Annotated in this window: 22 protein-coding genes and 2 pseudogenes; 15 read left to right on the plus strand and 9 right to left on the minus strand. The window is 58.8% G+C overall.

What is annotated here, in order from left to right; all coding sequences use genetic code 11:
• Positions 1–3 precede the first annotated feature (3 nt).
• Both C7477_RS07270 and C7477_RS07275 read right to left on the minus strand, forming a co-directional pair.
• A complete protein-coding gene (locus C7477_RS07270) occupies positions 4–1,128 on the minus strand; it encodes a CobW family GTP-binding protein (RefSeq protein ID WP_110750581.1) in 1,125 nt (374 codons plus the stop codon).
• A 230-nt stretch (positions 1,129–1,358) separates the two neighbouring features.
• The gene (locus C7477_RS07275) at positions 1,359–2,804 is read right to left on the minus strand and encodes a lipopolysaccharide biosynthesis protein (RefSeq protein ID WP_110750583.1); all 1,446 of its coding nucleotides are present in this window, start codon (positions 2,802–2,804) and stop codon (positions 1,359–1,361) included.
• Between the two features lie 147 nt (positions 2,805–2,951).
• On the opposite strand from C7477_RS07275, the gene C7477_RS07280 reads away from it, so the two are divergent.
• Positions 2,952–3,986 carry a glycosyltransferase family A protein gene (locus tag C7477_RS07280; RefSeq protein WP_110750585.1) on the plus strand — a complete coding sequence of 345 codons (1,035 nt, stop codon included), beginning with the start codon at positions 2,952–2,954 and terminating at the stop codon, positions 3,984–3,986.
• Between the two features lie 129 nt (positions 3,987–4,115).
• Here C7477_RS07280 and C7477_RS07285 read toward each other — a convergent pair whose 3' ends face one another.
• The 3 genes from C7477_RS07285 to C7477_RS07300 form a co-directional block, all read right to left on the minus strand.
• Positions 4,116–5,390 carry an O-antigen ligase family protein gene (locus C7477_RS07285; RefSeq protein ID WP_110750587.1) on the minus strand — a complete coding sequence of 425 codons (1,275 nt, stop codon included), beginning with the start codon at positions 5,388–5,390 and terminating at the stop codon, positions 4,116–4,118.
• 286 nt (positions 5,391–5,676) lie between these two features.
• Positions 5,677–6,915: a polysaccharide biosynthesis/export family protein gene (locus C7477_RS07295; protein ID WP_281032527.1), complete on the minus strand. Its 1,239-nt coding sequence runs from the start codon at positions 6,913–6,915 to the stop codon at positions 5,677–5,679.
• A 23-nt stretch (positions 6,916–6,938) separates the two neighbouring features.
• Positions 6,939–7,619 carry a sugar transferase gene (locus C7477_RS07300; protein WP_110750591.1) on the minus strand — a complete coding sequence of 227 codons (681 nt, stop codon included), beginning with the start codon at positions 7,617–7,619 and terminating at the stop codon, positions 6,939–6,941.
• A gap of 668 nt (positions 7,620–8,287) precedes the next feature.
• Between C7477_RS07300 and C7477_RS07305 the strand changes: the two genes are divergently transcribed.
• Positions 8,288–8,560 (plus strand): exopolysaccharide production repressor protein, encoded by a 273-nt coding sequence (locus C7477_RS07305; protein WP_110750648.1) that lies wholly within the window; start codon positions 8,288–8,290, stop codon positions 8,558–8,560.
• A gap of 105 nt (positions 8,561–8,665) precedes the next feature.
• Positions 8,666–9,706 (plus strand): glycosyltransferase family 2 protein, encoded by a 1,041-nt coding sequence (locus C7477_RS07310; RefSeq protein ID WP_245411752.1) that lies wholly within the window; start codon positions 8,666–8,668, stop codon positions 9,704–9,706.
• A 279-nt stretch (positions 9,707–9,985) separates the two neighbouring features.
• Here the strand turns inward: C7477_RS07310 and C7477_RS07315 are convergent, their stop codons facing one another.
• Positions 9,986–10,942, minus strand: coding sequence for a polysaccharide pyruvyl transferase family protein (locus tag C7477_RS07315; RefSeq protein ID WP_110750593.1), 957 nt, complete (start codon positions 10,940–10,942; stop codon positions 9,986–9,988).
• Here C7477_RS07315 and C7477_RS07320 point away from each other — a divergent pair.
• The 9 genes from C7477_RS07320 to C7477_RS07360 all read left to right on the plus strand — a co-directional run bounded on the left by C7477_RS07320 (position 10,928) and on the right by C7477_RS07360 (position 21,626).
• Positions 10,928–11,482, plus strand: coding sequence for a hypothetical protein (locus C7477_RS07320; RefSeq protein ID WP_146226074.1), 555 nt, complete (start codon positions 10,928–10,930; stop codon positions 11,480–11,482). The two genes, C7477_RS07315 and C7477_RS07320, sit on opposite strands and share 15 nt — an antisense overlap.
• 175 nt (positions 11,483–11,657) lie before the next feature.
• Positions 11,658–12,704: an acyltransferase family protein gene (locus C7477_RS07325; protein ID WP_110750598.1), complete on the plus strand. Its 1,047-nt coding sequence runs from the start codon at positions 11,658–11,660 to the stop codon at positions 12,702–12,704.
• A gap of 28 nt (positions 12,705–12,732) precedes the next feature.
• On the plus strand, positions 12,733–13,515 hold the full coding sequence (gene exoK / locus C7477_RS07330; RefSeq protein ID WP_110750600.1) for an endo-1,3-1,4-beta-glycanase ExoK: 783 nt from the start codon (positions 12,733–12,735) through the stop codon (positions 13,513–13,515).
• Between the two features lie 306 nt (positions 13,516–13,821).
• Positions 13,822–15,135 carry a glycosyl transferase family 1 gene (locus C7477_RS07335; RefSeq protein WP_110750602.1) on the plus strand — a complete coding sequence of 438 codons (1,314 nt, stop codon included), beginning with the start codon at positions 13,822–13,824 and terminating at the stop codon, positions 15,133–15,135.
• A 29-nt stretch (positions 15,136–15,164) separates the two neighbouring features.
• On the plus strand, positions 15,165–16,196 hold the full coding sequence (locus tag C7477_RS07340; protein WP_110750604.1) for a glycosyltransferase family 2 protein: 1,032 nt from the start codon (positions 15,165–15,167) through the stop codon (positions 16,194–16,196).
• A complete protein-coding gene (locus C7477_RS07345; RefSeq protein ID WP_110750606.1) occupies positions 16,193–17,308 on the plus strand; it encodes a glycosyltransferase family 2 protein in 1,116 nt (371 codons plus the stop codon). Before C7477_RS07340 ends, C7477_RS07345 begins: the two co-directional genes overlap by 4 nt.
• Positions 17,298–18,260, plus strand: coding sequence for a glycosyltransferase family 2 protein (locus tag C7477_RS07350; protein ID WP_110750608.1), 963 nt, complete (start codon positions 17,298–17,300; stop codon positions 18,258–18,260). Before C7477_RS07345 ends, C7477_RS07350 begins: the two co-directional genes overlap by 11 nt.
• An 88-nt stretch (positions 18,261–18,348) precedes the next feature.
• Positions 18,349–19,245 (plus strand): UTP--glucose-1-phosphate uridylyltransferase, encoded by an 897-nt coding sequence (locus C7477_RS07355; RefSeq protein ID WP_110750610.1) that lies wholly within the window; start codon positions 18,349–18,351, stop codon positions 19,243–19,245.
• 77 nt (positions 19,246–19,322) lie between these two features.
• Complete coding sequence (locus C7477_RS07360) at positions 19,323–21,626, plus strand: polysaccharide biosynthesis tyrosine autokinase (protein ID WP_110750612.1); 2,304 nt, start codon at positions 19,323–19,325, stop codon at positions 21,624–21,626.
• On the opposite strand, the gene C7477_RS07365 is transcribed toward C7477_RS07360, so the two are convergent.
• Positions 21,612–22,388, minus strand: coding sequence for a creatininase family protein (locus C7477_RS07365; RefSeq protein WP_110750614.1), 777 nt, complete (start codon positions 22,386–22,388; stop codon positions 21,612–21,614). The genes C7477_RS07360 and C7477_RS07365 overlap by 15 nt on opposite strands.
• 131 nt (positions 22,389–22,519) lie before the next feature.
• Between C7477_RS07365 and C7477_RS07370 the strand changes: the two genes are divergently transcribed.
• From C7477_RS07370 to C7477_RS07380, 3 genes are all read left to right on the plus strand, one after another.
• Positions 22,520–23,008 carry a MarR family winged helix-turn-helix transcriptional regulator gene (locus C7477_RS07370; RefSeq protein ID WP_110750616.1) on the plus strand — a complete coding sequence of 163 codons (489 nt, stop codon included), beginning with the start codon at positions 22,520–22,522 and terminating at the stop codon, positions 23,006–23,008.
• Between the two features lie 120 nt (positions 23,009–23,128).
• The gene (locus C7477_RS07375; protein ID WP_110750618.1) at positions 23,129–24,148 is read left to right on the plus strand and encodes a LacI family DNA-binding transcriptional regulator; all 1,020 of its coding nucleotides are present in this window, start codon (positions 23,129–23,131) and stop codon (positions 24,146–24,148) included.
• Positions 24,149–24,163: 15 nt separating this feature from the next.
• Entirely contained in the window at positions 24,164–25,138 is a 975-nt protein-coding gene (locus tag C7477_RS07380) for a 2-hydroxyacid dehydrogenase (protein ID WP_110750620.1), read from the plus strand.
• 30 nt (positions 25,139–25,168) lie between these two features.
• Here the strand turns inward: C7477_RS07380 and C7477_RS19495 are convergent.
• Both C7477_RS19495 and C7477_RS19170 read right to left on the minus strand, forming a co-directional pair.
• A pseudogene (locus C7477_RS19495) lies at positions 25,169–25,252 on the minus strand (carboxymuconolactone decarboxylase family protein); the annotation flags it as partial.
• A 6-nt stretch (positions 25,253–25,258) separates the two neighbouring features.
• Positions 25,259–25,358, minus strand: a pseudogene (locus tag C7477_RS19170) (IS481 family transposase); the annotation flags it as partial.

Consider the following 25,358-nt stretch of genomic DNA (forward strand, 5'->3'; position numbering starts at 1 on the left):
GGGTTACTTGCAGTTCTCGAAACCGGCTTTCAGCGCATCGTGGTCAAGCTCGCGCCCGATAAAGACGAGGCGGCTTTCGCGCTTCTCGCCGTCCTTCCAGGCGCGCTGGTGGTCGCCCTCGATGATCATGTGGACACCCTGCACGACATAGCGCTCCGGATCGTTCTTGAAGGCGATGATGCCCTTGAGGCGCAGGATGTTCGGCCCCTGCTCCTGCGTGATCTTCTGGACCCAGGGGAAGAATTTTCCCGGATCGACTTCGCCTGATCTCAGCGATACGGATGTGACGGTCACGTCATGGATCGGCGAGGCATGGTCATGATGGTGGTGGTGATCATGGTGATCATGGTGGTCATGATCGTGATGATGATGGCCGTGATCGTGGTGGTGATGATCATGGTCGCAATCCGGGCCGCAGACGTGATCGGGATGATCGTGGTCGAGGAAATGCGGATCGTTCTCCAGCGCGCGCTTGAGATCGAAAGCGCCGCGGTCCAGCACCTTGTCGAGCGGGATTTCTGCGCGCTCGGTGCGGTAGACGGTGGCGTAAGGGTTGATGGCGCGGATGGTCGCTTCCACCTTGTCCGCCTCTTCCGGCGATACCAGGTCGGTCTTGTTGAGAAGCACCACATCGGCGAAGGCGATCTGGTCTTCCGCCTCGCGGCTGTCCTTCAGGCGCAACGGCAGGTGCTTGGCATCGACAAGGGCGACGACGGCATCGAGCGTGGTCTTGGTGCGCACATCGTCATCCATGAAGAAAGTCTGGGCGACGGGCACGGGATCGGCGAGGCCGGTCGTCTCCACGATGATGGCATCGAAGCGGCCCGGACGGCGCATCAGGCCTTCGACGACACGGATCAAATCGCCGCGCACCGTGCAGCAGATGCAGCCATTGTTCATCTCGTAGATTTCTTCGTCCGACTCGACGATCAGGTCATTATCGATGCCGATCTCGCCGAACTCGTTGACGATCACCGCATAGCGCTTGCCGTGATTCCCGGTGAGTATCCGGTTCAGAAGCGTCGTCTTGCCGGAACCAAGATAGCCGGTCAGCACGGTGACGGGGATCGGGGCGCCGGCCTGCGTGGAGGCTTCAGGGGCGGATGCGGTTGCTTCGGCTTGGCTCATTCTCGTGCCTCTTTGGCTCGTGGCTCTTCGGCGTCGGACGCCTGACCAGACAATGCTTTGGTGGAGAATTCATATAAGGGAAGGGCGGTGCGAATGCCATACGCAATGCTATAATATTACATCCGGCTCATCCCGTTCGCGTCATTCCGCAATGCTGGCATTCCAACAAGTCGCCTGACTGACGGCAATGCCTGCCATATTCTCGATCTCTTGCTCTATTGGTTCTTGCTTTAACGGCGAAGCGCCACGAGCGAGGATAGTGCCTGCTTTTGGGTCGCGAGTATGAGGGTGAGATAAATCACCGCTCCGGCGCCGGCGCCGGCGAGGAGCAGGATCAGGTCGCTCTCGACATGCGGCCTCAAAATCCCAAGCAGAATGCGGACGAGAGCGGCCATCACAACGGCGCTTCCAAGTGGCAGGACGATGCATTGGACGGCGGCTCGCGCCGGGATCTTCGCGACGTTGAAGACCACCGCGGCATAGCCGATCATGATGAAGACGTTGACGATGCAGAGTGCCAGGCACACGCCGACCAGGCCATCGACCATCGCGCCGATCCATGTTCCGGCAACGACCACGATGGCGCGCGCCAGGGCGAACCACCATAGCACGCCGGCATGACCCGTGGCTTTCAGAAAGGGGATGAAGCTGCCACACGGGGTCATGATGCCCTTTGCGGCGGCGAGCAGACCCAGCACGGGCCATGCAAACGTCCATTGCGCGCCGAAGACGACGCTCATGGCGGGTTCGGCCACGGCCCAGAATCCGAACAGCATCGGCGCGAGCAGCACGCTCGTCATCTGCGTGCTGCGCATCAGCGCGTGGCTCCTGCGCTCCGGCTCATCCGCCATGGTGGAGAAGGCCGGGAAGAGCACGCCCATCAGCCCCGACAGGACGATCTGGTTGGGCAGGTCGGAGAGGCGGTTGGCAACGCTGAAGGCGCCGGCATCGGCAAGGCCGAGGGCGCGGGTGATCACCACGAGCGGCGACTGGAACGAGATGAAATTGGCGAAGTCCGCCCCGGCGATCCGGCTGCCATAGCCGAACAGGCCCCGAAGCTTGGCGAAGGAGAAGCGGAAGCGCGGCATGTAGCGGCTGGCAAACATCAGCCCGCCCCAGCGCACGATGGCGCTTACGAATTGCTGAAGGACCAGCGCCCATACGCCGAGACCGGCAAGTGCGGCGACGATTGCCGCGATTGCGCCCAGCACCTCCGATATGACGTTCCAGAAGGCATCCTTGGCGAAGGCCATGCGCCGCGAGAGCAGGGCGGAGGCGACATCCGCGCCGAGATAAATGGGGAAGAGAAAGGCGAATATCTCAAGCAGCCATTTGGCTTCCGGCGCGCCGAGAAGGCGAGCGACGAAACCGGCATTGAAATAGAGGAGCACGCCGAGCGCGCTCGCGACCGCCAGATTGGTCCAGAATACGGTGTCCTGCGTTTCCGCATCTTCCTTTTCCGCCTGGATGAGACCGGAGGAAAGGCCCGCGCCGCCAATCAGCAGCAGGAAGGACACGACGACCATGCCGGTGGCGACGACGCCGAATTCCGCAGGTGCCAGAAGATGAGCAAGGATCGGAACGCTGATGAATTTGAGCGAGAAGACGATAATCTTGGACAGGATGCTCCAGCCGACATTCCCGATGATCTTGCGGCTCGTCCTCACCTCGTCCATGCAATGCTCCCGATGCTTCGGCTTTTCAAACCTTACGGGGCATATACGGAACGGTAAACCCATGAATTTGTGCAATGCAGCAATTTTGGGCTTCCCCTTGGTAGTAATGTCAAAAACATCGGTTAAGATCAGCTCCGAGAGGTGCCGATGAATTCCGATACAACCATTGCCGTCGTCATTCCGTTTTATCAGCGCGAGAAGGGGATTCTGGCGCGCGCGCTTCGCTCCGTCGTCGCGCAGGATATCCCCGACTCTATCTGCCTAAAGGTGGTGATCGTCGACGATTCCTCGCCGGTTTCGCCTGTGGACGATATAGCGAGCGTCACATTTGACGCAAGGCATCGGATCGAATTGATCAGCCAGCCAAATGGCGGTCCGGGCACGGCGCGCAACCTGGCGCTTGCCACCCTTGATCCGGCGGAGGTGCCGTTCGTGGCGTTTCTCGATTCAGACGATGAGTGGAAGACGGAGCACTTACGCAAGGCGATTGCTACGCTGTCCGCTTCGCCCGATTACGATTTCTATTTCTGCGACCACACGCGCTTCAACACGGACAAGAGCTGGTTCGAGGAGAGCGAGATTTTCCAGAAATGGGCGAAGGGGGATATAAGCCCGGCGCCGGTTCCCGTGCCGGGGCTTGAGAACATCTACCAGATGCCCTCGCGGCTCGCCTTCAGCGCGTTTCTGGCTGAATATCTGAGCCAGACATCGACGGTCGTCTATCGCTTTGCCAAATTTCCGGACGCGCGGTTCGATACCGATCTGCGTAGCGCCGGCGAGGATCATATGCTGTGGATCACGCTCGCGGCCAAGGCTGGGGTAGCGGTGTTTTCGACCGAGCGCAATGTCATTTGCGGGCAGGGGGTGAACATCTATTTCTCCGCCTTCGACTGGAACCTGCCGCAGACGATCGACCGCTACGGTTATCTCGTCGTCTTCCTGACCAAGCTCAAACGCAATTTCGAGATGGGCGGGCCAGACAAGCAGATGATCGAGACGCGGCTCGCCAAGTTCAGCAAGGTCTACGCCTATCTGCTTGCCCGCAGTCTGGCGAAGGGCAGGGCGCCGAACAGGGTGGTCCTGTCAAAGATATTCAAGCTCGATCCGGCGCGGGTCATCGGTCTGCCCGTTTCGCTGGTCCTGATGCTGAAGGACAAGCGCAGCGGTAATTGGGACTGGTAGGGTTGGCCTTCGCTCAGACCGCGATGGAGCAACGAGCCCGCGCAGGACGCAGGTGAAAAAACACCACGGCGAGGGCCGCGATGGCGCGCAGAACCTGTATCGATTTCAGCTGGGTCATGTTCAGCTGGGTCATGCGGTCCCCTCCGGACGCGTTTTCTCCCATTGCCACGGCTGAACCATCAGGGATGATGCACCGCGTTGCGGTATCGCCAATATGCCGGCGGAATAATAAAGCAGGAACGCCCCGACCGAGTAGGGCGTCATGAAATCGAGTTCGAAGAAGGAACGGATCAGGAGCATCAAGGTGATGCCGAACATCAGATGCGCCTGGGGTGCCCGGCTTTCGGTTAGAAGTCGCCTGAGATAGCCAAAGAGGATCTGTGCCATGAGAAGGATTATCAGGATGAGTCCGATATAACCCAGCTCCACAAGCGCTTCGATATAGGTATTGTGAAAGTGGAAGCCGCTGCGGCTGTCGATATAAAATTCCTCCCACAGGCGTTCCGCTTCGGAAAAGCCTTGGACCCAATAGGCATAATATCCGACGCCGATGACGGGCGATTCATGGGCGGCGCGCAGACCCTGATCCCACAGATAAGTTCGTCCCGTGAGGGTTGTATCCTTGCCGAACGCGCCGAGGATCAGATCGACCGCCCCGGTGTTGAGCGCCACGACCGCAATTATCACCGCGACGACAAGCCCGATAAGGAAAAACGAGCGACGGTTTCGCGGAGAGAATTTCAAGACCACGCTCAACGTCGTGACGATCATGAGGGTGGCGGCTGTAGCGATAATCGATGTGGCGGAACTCGAAGCCAGCAAGGAGTAGGCCGACAAAGCGCCCAACGGAATCGCAATGCAGCGCCACAACTTGCCGGTGGGCAGGATGAAGAAGCTCGCGAAGACGAAATAGACGCCGAGGGAGGCGAAGAAGCCGAGCTGGTTCTTGGATGAGAATGTGCCGATGAAGCTGTAGGAGCCGTCCAGCGGATCATAGTGATATTGGCCGAAAACAAGCGAATAGATGAGCACGATTCCAACGCCAATGCTGATGCCGCTCGTCAATGTCCTTGCGTCGATCGTGCGCGATGCGATCAAGGCGCAAACGATGGTGGTCATGTACTGGATGCCGGCACGCAAGGAGACCGCAGGCGCGTCCGACCAGATGAAGGATAGGCAGGCGAAAAGCCCGAAGGTCAAAATCCAGGAAAACCTTGCGTAATTACCGATCACATGGCGGTAATCCACCAGGATGAGCGGCAGCCACAGGGCATAGAATACCAGCACGGATATCTGGCCGAAGTGGGCTGAGTAGGCGAAAATGAAAACCGAAACGGCAACGGCGAAGGCGCCGTAGAAGGTATTTTGGCCTGGGCGGATCAGGGCGGATTTTGCGATTCTCATGGCGCGTGATCCGAGGGGACGCTGCCGGAGTGGCCTGATCTTGAGAACACCCGTCGACGCGGCTCACCCCCCTCTGCCCTGCCGGGCATCTCCCCCTCAAGGGGGGAGATTGGCTGATACGGCAAGCGGCACTCATCCTGCAACGTTCGCGATTGATGCCGAACGTCAATGAGGGCGTAATCTCCCCCCTTGAGGGGGAGATGGCTGGCAAGCCAGAGGGGGGTATCTCGCGATTCCATCAAATCAGGACCCCGTCGCGGAGCATCCACCGTACAAACTGCTGGACCTATGACCGCACATTCGAAATCGCAGCCTTGACCAGATCCCCCGGCAAGAGCGGCGTGTTTTCCTCCGCCGCGATCTCCTTCGTCTCGCCGTTCCCGCTGTTCCTGACGATGCTGTATTGCAGCACCGGGCCTTCGCCTTCACCGCTGCCGGCAAGGGCGGCTGCAGCCGGCGCGTTGACCAGCGCCTCGGTCATCAGGTTCCTGTACATTGCGAGCTTGAGGTTGGCCTCATCGAGCGCGGCCTGGGTCGCCTGCATGTCGCTCGTCAGTTCGGCTTTCCGGCTGTTTTCCAGATCGGTCGCGTCGCGGGTCGCCTTGTTGATTTCCTGCTTGGCGCGCAGGGAATTGGTGTCGAGATCGAGAAGCTTGCTTTGCATTTCGGCGAACGACGTTTCGAGCGTCATGACGCGTGAGTTGACGACGAGGCCTTTGTCCGCCAGACCGCCGATATTGGCCAGTTCCTTGGCCATCAGGTCCTTCTGGCGGTTCTGGACGACCATCTTCTTTTCCAGCGACACGATCTCGTTCTGATAGAGTGTCCTGAGTTCATTGAGCGCATTGAGCTGCAGCGTCAGGGCATTTTTTCGGGACAGCATGATCGCCGCCTCATCGCCGATCAGCTTTTGCGCATCCGGGTTGTCGGCCAGTTCCTTCGGAACCTTGATCTCTTTCGCATTGGCGAGCTCCGCTTCGAGCCGCGCACGCTTGGCCAGAAGCCGGTTGCGCTCGGCGATCAGCACGTCGTGATTGCCGCGCGCATTGAGAAAATCCCGCTCGAATCGCTGGCCCGTTTCTCCCCGGCGCATTCCGCCCGCGAGGCTTACGGCCTTCAAAACCGTCAATTCCGGGTCGTAGGCGTATTTCCCAGGGGTTTCCACATCACCTGAAACGAATATCGGACGGAATTCGGCAATCTCCACGGCTGCTTCGGGACGATCCCGCAGGCCGAATTTCTGCTGGAGGTTCTTGGCGATTTCGCCCGCGATTTGCGATGTTGTTTTCCCGCCGGCCTGCAGCTCACCCGTGAAAGGCAGGGAGAGCGCGCCCGACGGTCCGACGGTGAAATTGCCTGATATCGTCGGCCATTCCCGGAAGGTACCCTCCGCCGTTTGCCACTCGACCACGCGGATGGAGAGCTTGTCCATGGGACCCAGCTTGTATTCCGCTGCCGTGGAGGGAAAAGCTATCAGCAGCAAAGCGGGAAGAAGGGCGCCTGACAGCCGCGAAATCGCAGCCATTCCTGATCGAGAAGCAGCCGCCATCAATATGACCCGCGCGATGCGCACACGGCAGGAATGGTCTTGAGAATGATCATGATGTCCTTCTGAAAGGACCAATTCTCAACATAATGCCTGTCGAATGCGATGCGGTCGTCATAGGAAACATCGTTGCGGCCGCTGATCTGCCAGACGCCGGTCAGACCGGGGCGTGACTTGAAGTAATACACCGCTGCCGGGCCGTAGAGTTCGATCTCATCCTTGACGACGGGGCGCGGCCCGACAAGACTCATTTCGCCGCGCAGTACGTTCGCCAGCTGGGGCAGCTCATCGAGGCTCAGCTTGCGCAGGACCGCGCCGACATTGGTGACCCGCGGGTCCTTCTGCAGCTTGCGTGTCGCCTGCCATTCAACGCGCGCCTCTGGATTGGCGGCGAAATGGGCGGCAAGCACCGCGTCGCCGTCTTGCACCATGGTGCGAAATTTCAGGCAGTAGAACGGGTTTCCATCGCGCCCAATCCGGCGATGGCCGTAAAAAACCGATCCGCCGCTGGAAAATTTAACCAGAAGCGCCACCAGGAGGAAAAGGGGGCTGAGCAGGATAAGGCCGGCAGTCGCGCCAATCAGGTCGAAGGAGCGTTTCAACGCTCCGCCCACAGGGAGCTTTTCCGTCTTTCCCGACGGCTGAAGATAAGGGAAACTGGCCAACTTCGTTGCAGGCTTCATGTATGCTGCTCCATTGAAGGGACACGAATGGTCGCACAAACGATAACATGAAATTTGTGCAATGCAACATGCTGTTATTCATGCCATGCTCATCCAGGGCCGGGCAATGTCGTGTTGGCTTAATTATGGGATTTTGGGAAGCGAATGAATATTAATCAAGGCGTTAATTCGGCGGATTGCAGATCTACCAATAACTAATGTCCAATAAATAGTGGGCTAAGCTGCGGATAAAATATTATTATTCCTGATAACATTATGTGGGAGTAAAATATATCGGCGCAACCCTGTTGGGTCATGCGCTAATTGCGTAATTATACTGCGTATTACTCAAGTAATACAAATTTGAATTTATGTTGCTCTGCAATAAAACTCAACGGATAGTTTTGTATAGCGCTCCAGCTGGGGCGATTTTGCCTGAGGAATTTCTCGATTGCTGTTCACATCTATTTTCCCTCGTTTGAATCGAGGTGCAAAGGTGATGGTAAAGCTATATATTGCGTAGGCTAGGGCGGTTTAATACAATCTCAAAGCCTCTCGCCGATAATGCGGTCGGGGCCAAGAATAATGAGAGCGGGTTTCCATATGCGTGTTTCACGGGTGTGGAGGGGAGGCGCAAGATGCGGCAGTTTGAAAGGCCCCGGCTCGGGTAGAGAATGGGGGCAAACGATATGAGATTTCCGAAGTTTCTGATAGGAATGCTGGGCGTACTGATCGCCTTCGCGGCCACGACTTATGCGATGACGAATTCGTTCTGGACGACCGTCACCCAGACCGTGGTTTGCGCGGTACTCATCCAGATCGGCTATTTTGGCGCGGTTCTTTTCCTCGTGATGCGCGAGAATGCGCGCAACGCCGGGAGGCGCAAATCGCTGCCAACTGACGAGGCAAATCTGCAAAAGCCTTCGCAGCCGTTCAACACCTCCGCCACCAAGGCACCATAGCGGCGTTTATGCTTCGCACTTTTCCTGGACTTGCTCTATGCCTCTTGCGGGGAGGCGAAACCATTGTATCCTTGCGCCGGGGCCAGCGCGCGGATGAAGGTTTCCATGATGGAAGAAGCGAAGCGGAAAACGGTCGCCAACGTATCGGACGATAGCGTTTGCGTCATCATTGCCGCGAAGAATGCCGCCGATACCATCGGCATGGCCATATCGTCGGCGCTTGGCGAAACCCAGGTGACGGAAGTCATCGTCGTCGACGATGGCTCGACCGACGGCACCTCCAATGCGGCGCGTACGGCTGATGATGGAAGCGGGCGGATGCGCATCATCCGCTTCGATATCAACCAGGGGCCTTCCCATGCGCGCAATCAGGCTATCGCAGCTTCATCGGCAGCGTTGATCAGCATTCTCGATGCGGATGATTTTTTCCTTGCCGGACGTTTTTCCAACCTTCTGGCGGCGACGGACTGGGATTTGGCCGGCGACAACATGGTCTTTGTCGATCAGAAGGAGCTTCGCGGATTCGATGCCTCATCCATCAAGCGGTTTTCCTCCGAGCCGCGGTTTCTTGACCTGCCGGCATTCGTCGAGCGCAACATTTCCAGGCGCGGTAAACAGCGCGGCGAATTGGGGTTCCTGAAACCCGTTATCCGCCGGGATTTTCTCGACCGCCATGGCCTGCGCTATAATGAAAATCTAAGGCTTGGCGAGGATTACGATCTCTATACAAGGGCGCTCGCTGTGGGTGCGCGCTTTCAGATCATCAATAATTGCGGCTACGGCGCTGTGGTGCGCTCGGATTCGCTGAGCGGGCGGCACAGGACAGATGATCTGAGGCAACTCGCCGATGCGGACAAGGCGCTTTTGGAAAGCGGCGTGCTATCGGGCGAGGGACGAGAAGCGGTGCGTCAGCACGAGCGCCATATTCGCGGGAAGTATCACCACCGCCAGTTTCTGGATACCAAGGCGCAAGGGGGACTTGGCGCGGCGCTCGGCTATTGCTTGAAGAGCCCCTCCGCTGTCGCGCCGGTGGCGCAGGGTATACTTTCCGACAAGCTCGATGGTTTCCTGCAACGGCGGGGGCCGAAGGCGTCGGAGGCACCCATCGAGCTGCGCTATCTTTTTACCGGAAGCGCCGCTGAGTAGATTTCTCTAGGGCGCTTCTCTTTTGATGGAATCGCTCTTTTGCGGCGTTGTCGTGAATGGATAGGTTGAGGCATGGATTCCTGTGACAAGCACAGGAATGACGGAAGAGAGGGTTCTTCGCCTGAAACTTCATCGTCTTGCAGGCAGAAATGTTTAGGCATGGTGTCAAAAGCCATATTGCCGTCATTCCTGTGCTTGTCACAGGAATCCATGCCTCAACGGTGAAACAGTCCGCACCGATAAAAGAATATCACCGTTTCAACCTAGAAATGAAATGCTCTAAAAATACTGCCGTCGCACACCCTCGAGCATTTCAGCGAAGCGCTCCTTGCATTCGTTTACCCGGCCGTCGGGGCTAAGGCTTGGTTCCGCTTTGCTCGCCTGCCATAGCGCCAGGATGGAGGGGACGGCCAAGACCTGCTTGGCGACGTTCTTGATGGAAAAATCCAGCGGCTTCCAGCCGGCGGTGAGTACGGTTCCGTCCGGCGCATAGCGCGTTTCAAAAGTATTGGTCACGGGATGGCTGCGGTTCTCATAATTGATGCCCCAGAAACGTTCGCCCTTGAAAATGGCTTCCGCGCGGGTGGACACGGGCACTTGATGCGGCTTGTAACTTGCGCCGACGGATGCGGCCCAATCGTTCCACTTGAAGCTGTTGATGTTGCCGGATGTGCTGACCGCGATCCAGGGAACGCGGAAGGCATCCGCGAGGATAGCAGCGTGCATCGATTCTGCGACGACCAGCTCGGACTGGGCGATTTTCCTGATCACGGATTTGGCTTCGCCGCAGGGATCAACATAGGTGAGGCCGACGGTTTTGCAGACGCTGTCCCATATGCCGCCGATGGCCGATTCCCAGTGCGGAATGAAAATGGCCTTGTTCTTCTTCGGCAGGTTTTGGAATTCCGGCATGTCGGTGACCATGACCGCTGGATCGACGATACCAAGCTTCGGGTCGAGCCCCAGCTTGGCGGCGGTCATCGGCCCGCGCACGGCATGGATATCCCACTCGCTGCGATCCGCAATCGGCGGCACGGTCCCATAACCATAGCCACTTCCGATCACCAGCTTCAGGATGTTTTTCGGCAACAATGTCGAGTTGAGCACCGTGCCGACGCCGACGAGGAGAATGTCGTCATGCCTGTCGCGCAATCCGGGAAGCAGGAAATCCCAGAGCCAGAGATTGAGATCGTCGCCAAAGTTTCCGTGGTTGGATTCCCAGTGGAATGGACGCATGAAAACCTCTCTGCTTTAGGGGGCGTGGCGGCAATTGACGACACAATACAGGCAAGATCGGGAATTTCAAAAAATTTGTGCAATGCACCTAAATATTGGAGGCGCTTGACAGGTGCGGGCGTGGGAAACAAGCTGGCGCCATGGATGGTTTCAGCGAGATGGAGCAAGGAAATGGCATTTTTTCGCTTCCGCACACGAAGCCCAGACAGAGATCGCGGGACCGACTTTTCCCGTTTCGCCGGTATCAGGCAGTCGCTCGGTGAGGCGTCCGCGGCGATTGAGCAAGAGCGCGATGGCTTTCGGCGCCGTTATGATGAAGTCGCGATGAATGCGGCATTCTCGCTGGAAAATATGGAAAATGAAGGCGAAACTGAAAAAGTATCGGCGCGGATCGATGATTTGTCCCAAGCACTGGAGAGCTTCACACAGCGCATCGCCTTTCTGGAAAAGCAGCTTGCCTTCCTCCAGGGGATCGATGAGACGGTAGCGGATTTTGCCGGCGAGAATGGGCTGGCAGACGCCGATAGCCGCGCCTCCTAAGTTTTTGCCGGTTGACACCAGAGGCAAGTTCCCTGAAATTGGTGCGGTGCAGCAAACAATTGGCAGGACATCGATCTCAATTGTTTTAGCCGCATGATCTTCGGGCCCATGCTCCCGAATTTGCTCGACACGCTGTTTTTGGGGGCGCAGCCAAAACAGAGGGGTCGCCAGGACGATGGATGCGAATATATCCGCCCGGATCAATCTGCTTCGGATAGCGCTGATATGCGGCATCGTGCTGGTGCATGTGCCCTACGGGCCGGAAACGACGCCGTTCAATGGCAATAACGGGGCCGTGGATTGGCTGCGTGTCTTTCTTGCCGAAAGCGTTTTCCGCGTGGGCGTACCGTGTCTCAGCGCGATTTCCGGTTATCTCCTGTTGCGCAAGGGACTTAAAAATTTCGACTACGGCCAAGTCTTGGGACGCAAGATGCAGAGCATCCTGCTGCCCTTGCTGATCTGGAATGGCGCTTTTTTCCTTTTTGTTTTAATAATGCAAAGTCGAGGTATCGGCGAGGGCTATCTGCCTGATGTAACGCATGCGCGGCTTCCCGATCTGTTTAATCTGCTTTTCGCGCTGAATGGCGAGCCGATCAATCTGCCGCTTTATTTCCTGCGCGATCTCTTCGCTTGTATCCTCCTTTCGCCCGTGCTGGCCTTTCTGGTAACGCGCTATCCTATTCCCACTCTGGCAATCCTCCTGGTGCTGACGGTGGTTTCCGTTCCGATCTATATCGTGCTGCGGCCATCGATCCTGCTCAGTTTCTCCCTCGGCATGGCCTTCGCCATTCACAAGGTCGATCTCAGGCGCATGGACCCTTATGCGGCGCCGGTCCTTGCCGCTTTTCTTGCGGCAAGCACTTTGCTTGCCGCCGCGCTCTATCACTATGGGCCGGACTATCCCTATTGGCTCGAAGTTATCCGCAATCTTTTCATCCTGATCGGCATTCCGGGGTTCTGGGCGCTGTCTGCGCTGCTGATCCAGTCTGAAATCGGGCGGCAAATGGCGCGGACGGGGGGCTTAAGCTTCTGGATCTTCTGCGCCCATTACCCCGTTCTGCTGATGCTCTGGATGATCTGGAACCGGGTTCATCCCAGCGAGTATGTGGTGTTCTATGCCGGCGCCCTGGCCGTGGGCGGAGGGCTCCTGTTGTTATCGAACGAGATTGCGCGCCGCACGTTTCCCAGTGCTTACGCCCTGCTCGTCGGGAGCCGAGGTTGATGATTTCACTCTCGCAAAGGAACCGTCCATGATGTTCTCAAAGACGATTTGTCCGCTTTTGGCCATGCTGGCTACCGCTTTGCCTTCGCAGGCGCAGGAGGGCGACCAGAAGACAGGAAAATCCTTCGTCGAAAACTTCTCCGTTCTCGACAAGAGCCGTTGGTACATTTCCGACGGCTGGGCCAATGGCGACCATCAGAATTGCACCTGGGATGGTGACCAGGTGAAGGTCGCCGATAACATTCTCAGCCTCAGCTACGCGCCGAAACAAACCAAGGATCGCAAATATGCCTGCGGCGAGATTCAGACGCATGCACGATTCGGCCACGGTACCTATGAGGCCCGCATCAAGGCTGCGTCAGGTTCAGGGTTCAACACCGGCTTCTTCACCTATATCGGCCCTGCGCATAAACAGCCTTGGGACGAGATAGACTTTGAGTTTCTGGGAAAGGATACCTCGCAGGTTCAGCTCAATTCCTACGTTAACGGCAAGGGCGGCAATGAGAAACTGGTTCCCGTGCCCGGCGGCGCCGACGCGGCCTTCAACGATTATGCCTTCGTCTGGGAAAAGGGCCGGATGCGCTATTATATCAACGGCAAGCTGGTTCATACCGTTACCGACCCGGCGGCGCTGCCGGCCCATGCGCAGAAAATCTATCTGAGCCTCTGGGCGAGCGACAATCTGACGGAATGGCTGGGAGAGTTTGAAAGCCCCGCCAAGCCGGTCACGGCGCAGTTCACCCGTGTCGCTTTCACGGCGCCGGGGGATTCATGCCAGTTTCCCGAATCCGTCGCCTGCTCGCTCAAGTAATATTGCAGTGCATCATAAATATTTTATCGACGCCGGGCGCGCCGGGAGCCCTTTTTCCAAGGTTGGCTGATTGCCATCAAACAGAAATGTTGCAGCGCAGCAAAGGCTGTATTACCTTGTGGGTTCGGATCAACCGGAGTGGGTGGCAAATCGATTGAAAGCAAGCGCCCCGCTCCAGCTCTTTGTTTAGCTGCATGACCTGTCCGAAAAGCTGCAACTTTTCTGGATCATGCTCAGTAAGGTGGAACGCATGATCTTATCAGAAAAGTCTGCAACTTTTCTGGATCATGCTTGAGGAACGATCTCATGCTGCAAGTCCTGTACCTGGTGCATGATCTTTCCGACCCGGCGGTTCGCCGCCGCGTGGTCATGCTGCAGGCGGGCGGTGCGGTGGTGACGCTCGTCGGTTTCAGGCGCAGCGGTGAGCCGGTATCGGATGTGGCGAGCATTTCGCCCATCGATTTGGGAAAAACAAGCGATGGCCGGTTCGCGCAGCGTCTGGCAGCAATCGCGCAGGCGACGTTGACGCTCGGGACGGCTTTGAAGCGTGTGGCCAAGCCGGACGTGATCATCGGTCGCAATCTGGAAATGCTGGCGCTGGCCAACCGGGCGAGGGCGATTTTCTCCGGCGGGGTCCCCGCCAGCGACCGCAGGGAGCTTAAGGGCGGGGCAGACGAAGTTCCTATAGTCTATGAATGCCTCGATGTTCACCGTCTGCTTCTGAGGCGAGACCTGGCGGGCAAGGCGATCCGCTCGGCGGAACGCGCGCTGGCACGCAATGCGGCGCTGCTCATCACCTCGTCTCCAGCCTTTATCCGGCAATATTTCGAACCGTTCGGGCAGTTGGACCTGCCTGTCGAACTGGTCGAGAACAAGGTGCTGGAGCTTCTACCTTGCCCTCCCGCTTGCGGGGAGGGTCGTTCCGCGAAGCGGAGCGGGGTGGGGGTGGTGAATGTCGAGCACAACCGTCACCACCCCCATCCGCCCGCTACGCGGGCACCTTCCCCGCAAGGGGGAAGGAAGGCGCCAGGCGAACCTTGGAAAATCGGCTGGTTCGGCGCCCTGCGCTGTCGCCGTTCGCTGGCGCTTCTGGCGGAATTCTCACGCCGCATGGAGGGCAGGGTGGAGGTCGTCCTGCGCGGCCGTCCGGCCTATACGGAATTCGATGATTTCGACGGGTTCGTCGCCGCCGAGCCTTATCTGCAGTTCCATGGGGCTTATCGAAACCCGGAGGATCTGGCGCGCATCTATGGCGAGGTGCATTTCTCCTGGGCTATCGATTTTTTCGAGGCAGGGCAGAATTCGGACTGGCTCCTGCCCAACCGGCTTTACGAGGGGTGCCGCTATCATTGCGTGCCGATCGCGATGCAGGGGACGGAGACGTCGTTGTTCCTGAAGGCGCGCGGCATCGGCTTTGCGCTGTCCAAACCCGATGCGGGCGAACTCGTTAGCCTGTTCGAGCGGCTCGATGCGGAGCAATACGAACGGGAACAGGCAAAGATAGCGGCGCAGGATGCCCGCACGTGGATCTGCGACGAAGGTGATTGCCGCGCGTTGGTAGGTCGGCTGCGCCAGCTGGTTCCAATGCGCCAGAATGCTGTCGTGGAGGCCATGGCCTGATTTTTCCGAACCGAGGGGATGTAACCGAGATGAACACAGGAGAGGGGACGGATTTGCCAAGCGCAAAAAAGCCACGGCTGAGCAGCCGATGCCTCATCATCATTCCCTGCCTGAACGAGGCCGGGCATATCGGCGCCCTGCTCGAACAGTTCAGCCTCGATGCCGAACGGCATGACATGAAGATCGTTGTCGCCGACGGCGGCAGCACCGACGGTACGGTGCAGATCGTCGAAGACATGATGCAGCGCAATCCACGCGTCGTTCTGCTGCATAACGAAAAGCGGATTCAGAGCGCGGCCATCAATCTGGCTGTCGCCACCTATGGCGACGGCTATGACTGTTTCATCCGCATCGACGCGCATGGGAAATATCCGGACGATTATTGCGGGAAGCTGATCGAGGAAGCCCAAGCGAAAGGTGCGGATTCCGTCGTCGTCGCCATGGCGACGGAAGGGTTCAGCACGTTCCAGAAGGCCACCGCTTCGGCGCAGAATTCCAAGCTCGGCAACGGCGGCGCCAAGCATCGCCATGGGGCGAAGGGGCACTGGACCGACCATGGCCACCACGCGCTGATGCGCATCGAGGCTTTCCGGCAAGTCGGCGGCTATGACGAAACCTTCACCCATAATGAGGATGCGGAACTCGATTATCGGCTCGCAAAAGCCGGCTTCCGCATCTGGATGACCGACAGGACGCTGATGGTCTATTATCCAAGAGCCTCGGCGTCTTCGCTCTTCCGGCAATATCTGGGCTATGGCCGGGGCAGGGCGAAGAACGTGCTCAAGCATCGCATCGTCCCGAAGCTCCGCCAGGCGTTGCCGCTGATGGTGCTGCCGGTGGTGGCGGGCACCGTTCTTGCCGTCCTCCACTGGTCGGCTGCCGTGCCTGCCTTTCTGTGGGTGGCAATCTGTCTTGGCTATGGCGTCTGGATGGCGGTGGGCGAGCGCAACCCCTACGGCCCGCTTGCCGCGGTTTCCGCAATGATCATGCATCTTGCGTGGTCAACAGGGTTCTGGCTGCAACTGCTCGGTTCCCGCAAACGCCGGGAGTCGTCGCCATGAGCAAGACCGAGATTTTCAACGCATCCCTTCACCCTCGTCCTTCGAGGCTCGCTGCGCTCGCACCTCAGGATGAGGGTGAAGGGCGACGGCGCTCAAGTAGCCCTCATCCTGAGGTGCGTAGTGAAGCGAAGCGGAACGAAGCCTCGAAGGGCGAGGGCGCCAGGCACGCATTCTATCGGATCGATATCGGCGTCTGCACGTACAGGCGCAAGGAACTGGAGGCGACGCTGCATTCGCTGGGCCGGCTGAATGTGCCGGAGAATTGCCGCGTTCGGATCATCGTCGCCGACAATGATGTGAACCCTAGCGCGAAGGAGCGCGTCGCGGACATCGCGCCGTCGCTGCCGTTCGAGCTGACCTATATCCATTGTCCGGCCTCGAATATATCCATCGCCCGCAACGCCTGTCTCGATGCCAGCGATGGCGATTTCCTCGCCTTCATCGACGATGACGAAACGGCCTGCGAGGATTGGCTGGCCTATCTCATGGCTACCGCGCAGGACAGAAACGCCGATGCGGTTCTGGGACCTGTCCGGGCTTCTTATGGAGAGGGTGCGCCGCGCTGGATGAGCAAGGGCGATTTCCACTCGACATTCCCTGTCTGGGTGAAGGGCGAAATCCGCACCGGCTATACGTGCAACGTGCTTCTGCGGAATGCTTCGCCTGCCGTCGCCGGGCGGCGCTTCAGCCTGGCGCTCGGTCGCAGCGGCGGCGAGGATACGCAGTATTTCTCCGAACTTTACGAGGCGGGCGGCAAGATCGCCTATGCGCGGGAGGCGTGGGTTTATGAGCCGGTTCCCGCCGGGCGGGCGCGGTTCTCGTGGCTCTGCAAGCGACGCTTCCGCTTCGGCCAGACGCATGGGCGGCTGCTTGCCGGAAAGGCGGTGGGTTTGGGTCTTGCCAAGCAAGTGGCGCTGGCTGCGGCAAAGGCTGTTTACAGCTTTGGCGCGGCGCTCGTTACCGCATTTTCAGCCACGCATCGCAACCGTTCGCTGTTGCGCGGCATCATGCATGTGGGCGTCATCAGCGGCCTGATGGGCATTCGGGAAATCCAGCAATATGGCGAAGCCGCCATGGCGCCAGCCAGCGGAGGCAAATCCCATGCAGCCTGATGTCAGCTTCATCATCGCCGCCTATAATGCGGAAGGCACGATTGGCCGCGCTATCGAAAGCGCTTTGGCGCAGCGCGGCGTCAGCGTCGATGTGATCGTCGCGAATGACCGCTCGACTGACCGCACCGCTTCAATCGCGGCGTCCTATCCGGAGAGCCTCGTTCATGTGGTGACGCTGGCAAAAAACAGCGGTCCGGGCGGGGCGCGTAATGCGGCGCTCGGTGTCGCCAAGGGCCGCTGGATCGCGGTGCTCGATGCCGATGACGAGGTTCTACCCGACCGAATGGCGCGGATGATCGCACGGGCCGAAAAGGCGGGCGCGCAGGCGGTGGTGGACAATATCGAAGTGATCGGCGAAGGCCAGACGAGGGGGGAGCCGATGTTTCCCGCCGGGCGGCTGGAGAATATCCATGAGATCACGCTTGCGGATTTCATCGCGTCGAACCTCGTTTTCAAATCGACCTTCAATTTCGGCTATATGAAGCCGATATTCGAGCGCGCCTTCATCGAAGCGCACGGCCTTCGCTATGACGAGGGCCTGCGCATCGGCGAGGATTACATCTTCCTCGCGTCCATTCTGGCGCAGGGCGGCAAGCTCGTTGTCGAGCCGGCGGTGGGATATTCCTATCACATCCGTTCCGGCTCGATTTCCCGTGTCCTTGAGCTGCATCATGTCATCTCCATGCTGGAGGCGGACAGGAAATTCGTCGGGACGTTCGAACTCAATGACGAGGCGAAAGCCGCTCAGGCACGGCGGACGCGAAGCCTCGAAGAGGCGCGATCCTTCATCTCGCTGGTTGGGCATATCAAGCGCCGGTCGTTGAAGGATATCGTCAAGGTGGCGCTCAGCGATCCGATAGCGTTGCGTCATCTCTCAATGCCGATCGCGGTGCGCCTCAAGCAGCTCATGCCGTCGACAGCAGCGCAACGGACGGGGGGCATAATGAAATGAGAAGCGAGGCAATCGCTCGGAGAATAGGTGGCGGGGTTTTGAACAGTAAACACATTTTCTTCCGCTCTCGAAAGAAAAGGAAATTTCGATGAAGACCGTCAAGAAAGCCGTCATTCCCGTCGCCGGTCTCGGTACGCGGTTTCTCCCCGCGACCAAATCCACGCCAAAGGAAATGCTGACCATCGTGGACCGCCCGGTGGTGCAATATGCCGTCGATGAAGCCTTCGAGGCCGGGATCGAGCACATCGTTTTCGTCACCGGGCGCAACAAGGCGGCAATCGAGGACTATTTCGATATCCAGCCGGAGCTGGTCTCGACCCTCACCGAGTCGGGCAAGCTCGAGCAGCTTGCGTCCTTGCAGCGTCTCTTGCCGAAGGCGGGAAGCATGAGCTTCACCCGGCAGCAATCGCCGCTCGGTCTCGGACATGCGGTCTGGTGCGCGCGTGACATTATCGGTGACGAACCCTTCGCGCTGCTCCTGCCCGACATGGTGACCTTCGGCGCGCGCGGCTGCCTGCCCGGCATGGTCGATCTCTACAACCGCACGGGCGGCAACCTGATCGCGGTGGAACAGTGCGATCCGACCGAGACGAACAAATACGGCATCGTCGCAAAAGGACGCGATATCGGCCACGGCTTCGAGATCACCGGCATGGTGGAAAAACCGGCTCCATCAGTCGCGCCGTCGAATTATTACATCAACGGACGCTATATCCTCCAGCCCGGTATTTTCGATATATTGGAACATCAGGAACGGGGCGCGGGGAACGAGATTCAGTTGACCGACGCCATGCTGCGCCTTTCCGAAGCCCAGGATTTCTTCGCCTTTCCGTTCGAGGGCCGCACGTTCGATTGCGGATCGAAGGAGGGGTTCATCGAAGCCAATGTGGCGTTCGCGCTGGCGCGGGCGGATATCAGGGGCAAGGTCTTCGAGCCGCTGCGTGATATCATTCTCTCGCATGCAACCGTCACCGAAGCGGCTTAAAATTATTATAGGCGCGCGCGGTTTGTAGCTCCGCGAGCCGCGCGCTCATCGTTTGCGTATAAAGAATTGGCGGTATCATGCATCAAGGCAATATTCCGGTTAACGGCAGGCTCGCGGTAGACGCGAAGGGGCAGCCGGATGCCGACAAATTCATCGATATCGAACAATTGCTCGCCATGGCGCGGCGGCAGGCAAAGATTGTCGCCATTGTTACCGCGCTGGGGCTTCTGCTCGGCATTCTCAGCCTCATCTTCTCGACATCCTATTACACCGCTTCCACCAGCATCCTGCTCGATGACAATCTCGGCAAGCTGGCCGATGGGCCGTCGCCCGCGCCTTCCAATGCGCAGACCGACGCCGCCATTCTCAGTCAGATCGCGATTCTGAAATCGGCTGAACTTGCCGGCAAGGTGGTGGACCGCGCGAATCTGACCCAAAATGAAACATTCATGAATCCGCCGCGCTCGCTCGTCTCGCGGGTTAAAGGCGTAGCGCGCGGGCTGGTCGGTATATTCGGCGGTGGGGCGGGGGATACGTCCAACCCCGCGGCCCGGCGCGGATATGCGGCGTCAATTCTCCAGAGCAACGTCAAGGTAGAACAGCAGGGGCGCAGTTTCGTCATCGACGTCAGCTATATCTCGAACGATGCTGAACTCGCCGGGCGCATCGCGCGCGCCTATGCGGATGTCTATCTCGCAGATCAGCTGGACGCGAATTTCGATGCCACGCGGCGAGCCACCGTATGGCTGCAGGATCGTCTTGTCGATTTGAAGGAGAGCTCACAGCAGGCGGCGTTCGAGGTCGAGCGCTTCAGGGCCGCGAACGGGCTCACTGCCGCCAAGGGCGCACTGGTATCGGAACAACAACTTTCAGATCTCAATAGCCAGTACATTCTGGCACAAGCGGAAACGGCACGGGCGCTTGCGCAATACAACCAGTACAAATCAATCGCCGACGGCGGGCAGGAATCGGCTGTCAACAACGCAGCCGTCCTATCGGACCAGACGAACACATCTGTCATTTCGACGCTGCGGACCCGTTACCTGACGATCAGCAAACGCATCCAGGAAATCACCAGCCAATTCGGAGACGATCACCCGCAGGCCGTAAGCCTTCGCACCGAGCAGCAGGAGGTGGGGCAGCAGATTTTCCAGGAAATCCAGCAGATGACGGAAAGCGCGCGCAACCAGTATGAGGTGGCGCAATCGCGCGAGAATTCGCTTGCGGAGAGCCTGAAAAAGGCGACCGGCGAGACATCCACGGCGAACCGGTCGCTCGTTCAATTGAGGGAGCTGGAGCAGAAATCGCAGGCGCTCAGCGATCTCTACCAGACCTATTTGAAGCGCTACCAGGAGGCGTCGCAGCAGCAATCGTTCCCGATTGCCAAGGCGCGGATCATCTCCGTTGCATCGACACCGACCGATCCGTCCAGCCCGAAGAGGACGATGGTGCTGGCGGGATCCCTGCTTCTTGGCCTCTTTGCCGGTGCGGGCCTTGGCGCGTGGCGGGAGTTCAGCGAGCGGTTCTTTCGCGTCGGCGAGCAGGTTCGCGCGTATCTGGATGTCAAGTTCCTTGGCTATCTTCCTGCCGTTGGCGGCTCAGGCACTTCCTCGCCTGATGACCAGAAGCCCGCACCGCGCGCCATCAACATGATGCGCGTCGCGGTCGAAGCGCCGGCTTCCGCCTTTGCGGAAACGCTGCGCAATGCCAAGATTGCCGCCGATGTGGTGCTGCAGGGCAGGGAGAGCAAGGTGATCGGCATCGTTTCCGTTCTGCCGAACGAGGGTAAATCCACCGTTGCGGCGAATTTTGCCGGGCTCCTCGCCGCAAACGGCGCGAAGACGCTTCTGATCGATGCCGATTTGCGCAATCCGGGCCTGACACGCGCGCTGTCACTCAACCCTCAAAAAGGTTTGGTGGAGGTTCTCATGGGAGAACTTCCATGGCAGAGCGCCGTCAAGATCGATAGCAAGACCAAGCTCGCCATCCTTCCGGCTATCATCCCCAGGCACATTTCCCATACAAGCGAACTCATTTCCCGTGCCGCCATGAAAAATCTTCTGGACGAGGCTCGGGGTATCTTTGAATATATCATCGTCGACCTGCCGCCGCTTGGACCCGTCGTCGATGCCAAGGCCTTCGCACCGCTTGCCGACGGTTTCGTCGTGGTGACGGAATGGGGTGTCACGCCGCGCGCGCTCGTCAGATCCGTCTTGCAGGCGGAAGGCCAGATATTGCCGAAGGTGCTTGGGCTCGTCCTCAACAAGACCGATATGAAGCTGCTTGCGAAATACAGCTCTTATGGGAGCTCGGAATATTTCATGGATCGATATCAGAACTATTATCTTGATGATGCGGGTTCCGCTTCAGCGCGGTCGTGAGAGCTTGTTTTTAAATAACGCTGGGTCGAAGCGGTCGATATCGCGCAGGAGTTCGATGAAGCCCGCGACCGCGTGGGCGATCAGCTTTTCTCCGGCTTCGGCGCTGGCGGCAGCGGCGTTGCCTGCGACGCCTTCAGCATTGAGGTCGCGCATTTTCCAGCCGAAGGCATGAGGTCCATAGGCGCGCAGATATTTGAAATTTTCGGCGAAGATAGATTGAGCGTTGGGGAAATTGCGCGTGTTTTCCATTTTCACCAGATCGGGGCGCAGCGCCAGCATCACCGATGTCTCGATGAAGCCGCCATGGATATCGAGTGCTTTGTCTTGAGGGGCGATTATTCCTTCCGGCAGGCCGAAGCGTGTCCAGCTTGTGGCGACGGCGAGCATGTCCAGTCGAATGCGCAGCTCAGTCGCTACGATGGTCAAAAGCGGGGAATTGCCGCCATGGGCATTAAAGAGAACCAGCTTCTCGAGGCCTTCCGCATGGAGCTTTTCGCCGATGCCGACCCAGCGGTTTACCGCCTCGTCAAAAGACAGCGTCCGCGTGCCCGGCACATCCAGATGTTCGATGGAATAGCCGACCGATTCGGTGGGCAGAAACCGGACGTCGAGGCCGCGAGGCATGGCGGCGGCGGTTCTGGCGGCGAGACCATCGGCGATGATCGTATCCGTCTCGAAGGGCAGATGCGGGCCATGCTGTTCATGAGCGCCGAGAGGCAGGACGGCGATGGTCTTGCCGGTCACGTGTTCCTGCGCCGCCATGTTATTCTCCTGTCATCTTTGTAAGCCAGCGTATCGAAGCGGGCACTCGACGGCAAGAAGGAGCAAATCTTACGTTTGCCCCGAGAGGAACGCCGGCTTATGATCTCGAAATATTCGGCAGTGGGGAACCAATGACAAAAGAACGCAAGCAGGTCATTTTGTATCGGCTGCAATCGGCCGCGAGGCTGGGGCGCACCTCGCTTGCAACGCGGCTGCTGGAACATGGGCTTTATGCCGGGCAGGATGCGATCATGTTGCAGCTGGCCGCGGAGGACGGGCAGTCGCCCGGCGTCCTGGCGCAGCGCCTCGGTGTGCGGCCTCCCACGGTGACCAAGACTATTTCCCGTCTGCAATCACAGGGTTTCGTTACCAAGCAGGCTTCCGAGAGGGACCAGCGGCAGGCGCATGTCTTTCTCACCGATAATGGTCGCGATGTGATCAGAACAATCGAGAAATCCATCCGCAAAACGGAGAAGGATGCGTTGCGCGGCCTCGACAAGAAAGAGCGCAAGACGCTGCTGAAATTGCTTAACAGGCTTGAATTCAATCTGTCGGCGCGGGAGCCTCTCGACGAGGCGGAGGGTATCCAGGAAACAGCCGAGGATAGCTATGTTGAATAATGCGGCTTGATCCGGCGAGTCCCCGCCTGAAAAATCTTTCAATTCCCCGGTTGGAGTGGCATAAATCCCGGCATTATTGGTCGATTTTGCAGAATCGGCGCAAAGGATGCGGGAGGCGCGTTGGCCCAGAAGATCAAGCTTTCGACCATAGCGGATGCTCTGGGCGTTTCAACCGCGACGGTCTCGCTGGCCTTGCGCGATAGTCCGCTGGTGGCGGACCAGACTCGCGACAAGATCAAGGAGCATGCCCGCGCCATCGGCTATATCTACAATCGCCGCGCGGCGAGTTTGAGGACTTCGCGTTCGGGTATTATCGGCGTTGTCGTGCATGACATCATGAACCCGTTTTTCGCGGAAATCCTGCGTTCGATAGAATCCGAACTCGACCGCTCGCGGCAGACTTTCATCCTGTCGAACCATTACGACCAGGTGGAAAAGCAGCGCACCTTCATCGACACGCTCCTGCAATTGGGCGCGGATGGCATCATCATGTCGCCGGCCATCGGCACGCCCGCCGCCGATATCGAGCTTGCCGAGGATAACGGACTTCCGGTGGTGCTGATCGCGCGTACCGTGGAACAAGCCAACGTCCCGGTTTTTCGCGGGGACGATTCCTACGGCATAGGGCTTGCCACCAATCATCTGATCTCGCTTGGACATACGCGTATCGCCATGATCGGCGGCACCGACCAGACCTCCACCGGTCGCGACCGGTATCACGGCTATGTGGCGGCGATGGAAAAGGCCGGGCTGCCGGTCAAGCCGGAATGGCGCATTCCCGGCCCGCGCACCAAGCAGGGCGGCTTCGAGGTGGCGCCGCAATTCCTGGCGCTGATCGATAAGCCGACCGCGGCCGTTTGCTGGAACGATCTGACGGCGATCGGGTTGATGAACGGGATCGCACGGGCCGGGCTGGTGGCGGGCGAGGACATTTCGGTAACCGGCTATGACGATCTGGAGGAGGCGGAGATTGCCACGCCTGCCTTGACGACCGTCTGGAACGGGCAGCGCGAGGTTGGGTTGCGCGCGGCGCGCGCGCTGCTCGATCAACTGAACGGCGTCGGCGCGGCGCCGCGTCAAGAACTCATCAAGCCGGAACTGCGCATCCGGCAATCGACGGCGAAGCCGAAGAACCGATAAAAGGGAGGATTATTTATGACCGGAACACATGACACGACGATTCTGGTGATCGGTCGGATGAATCCTCATGTCGTAGAGCGCATCGACAGGACATTCAGGATGGAGCGGATGGAGATCGGCGATCCGGCGCTGGTTACGCCTGAACTTGCCGCGCTTGTGCGTGGCATCGCGGCCAGCGGGGCAGTCAGCGCCCAATTCATGGATGCGCTGCCAAATCTGGAAATCATCGCCAATTTCGGCGTGGGTTACGACAATGTCGACGCCGTCCATGCGGGTAAAGCCGGCATCATGGTGACCAACACGCCGGATGTGCTGACGGAGGAAGTTGCCGACACGGCATTAGGCCTGCTGATCGATACGGTTCGGGAACTGCCACAGGCGCAGGCCTGGCTCAAGGCGGGCAAGTGGGAGCGAGAAGGCAATTATCCGCTGACGAAATTGTCGCTGCGCGGCCGCACGGTCGGCATTTTCGGGTTGGGCCGCATCGGCAAGGCCATCGCCCGGCGGATCGAGGCGTTCGGCCTGCCGATCGCCTACCATAATCGGCACCAGGACAATGAGGTAGCCTACGATTATTATCCGAGCCTGCCTGCGTTGGCGGAGGCCGTCGATACGCTCATCGTTGCGGTACCGGGCGGGTTGGGAACGGAAAAAGCTGTGAATGCGCAGGTGCTTGGCGCGCTTGGGGCAAATGGCGTGCTCATCAATATCGGGCGGGGAACCGTTGTCGATGAGGAGGCTTTGATCGAAGCGCTGGGAAATGGCACGATCGCCGCCGCGGGTCTCGATGTTTTTGCCGATGAGCCGCATGTGCCGCAAGCGCTGATCGATCTGCCGAACGCCACGCTCCTGCCCCATGTCGCCTCCGCCTCCCAGGCGACGCGGCGGGCGATGGCTGATCTCGTGGTCGATAATCTCATTGCCTGGTTTGAGGATGGGGTTGCGCTGACGCCGGTGCCGCAGACAGCGGGCGTGAAGAGGCGTGGTTAGGTAGCGATTTTCAACTGTTGCGTTCGGCAAAACCTCTTTCGCAACGGCCAAACCATTGAGCGCTGCGGGGAAGCCTGCATACACGGCCATCTGTATGAGCAGTTCCACGATTTCTGCCATTTAGATGTTTAGTCCCGGTATTTGCTGGAGCGGGTTTCTTTTGAATTTCTCTGGTTCTGTTTTCCAGATTTTGCAGATGAACTCGTAAGGCGTGAGGCCT

Origin of the sequence: Paramesorhizobium leguminum (genome assembly GCF_003217235.1) — a bacterium.
In the GTDB taxonomy this organism is placed as follows: Bacteria; Pseudomonadota; Alphaproteobacteria; order Rhizobiales; family Rhizobiaceae; genus Paramesorhizobium; species Paramesorhizobium leguminum.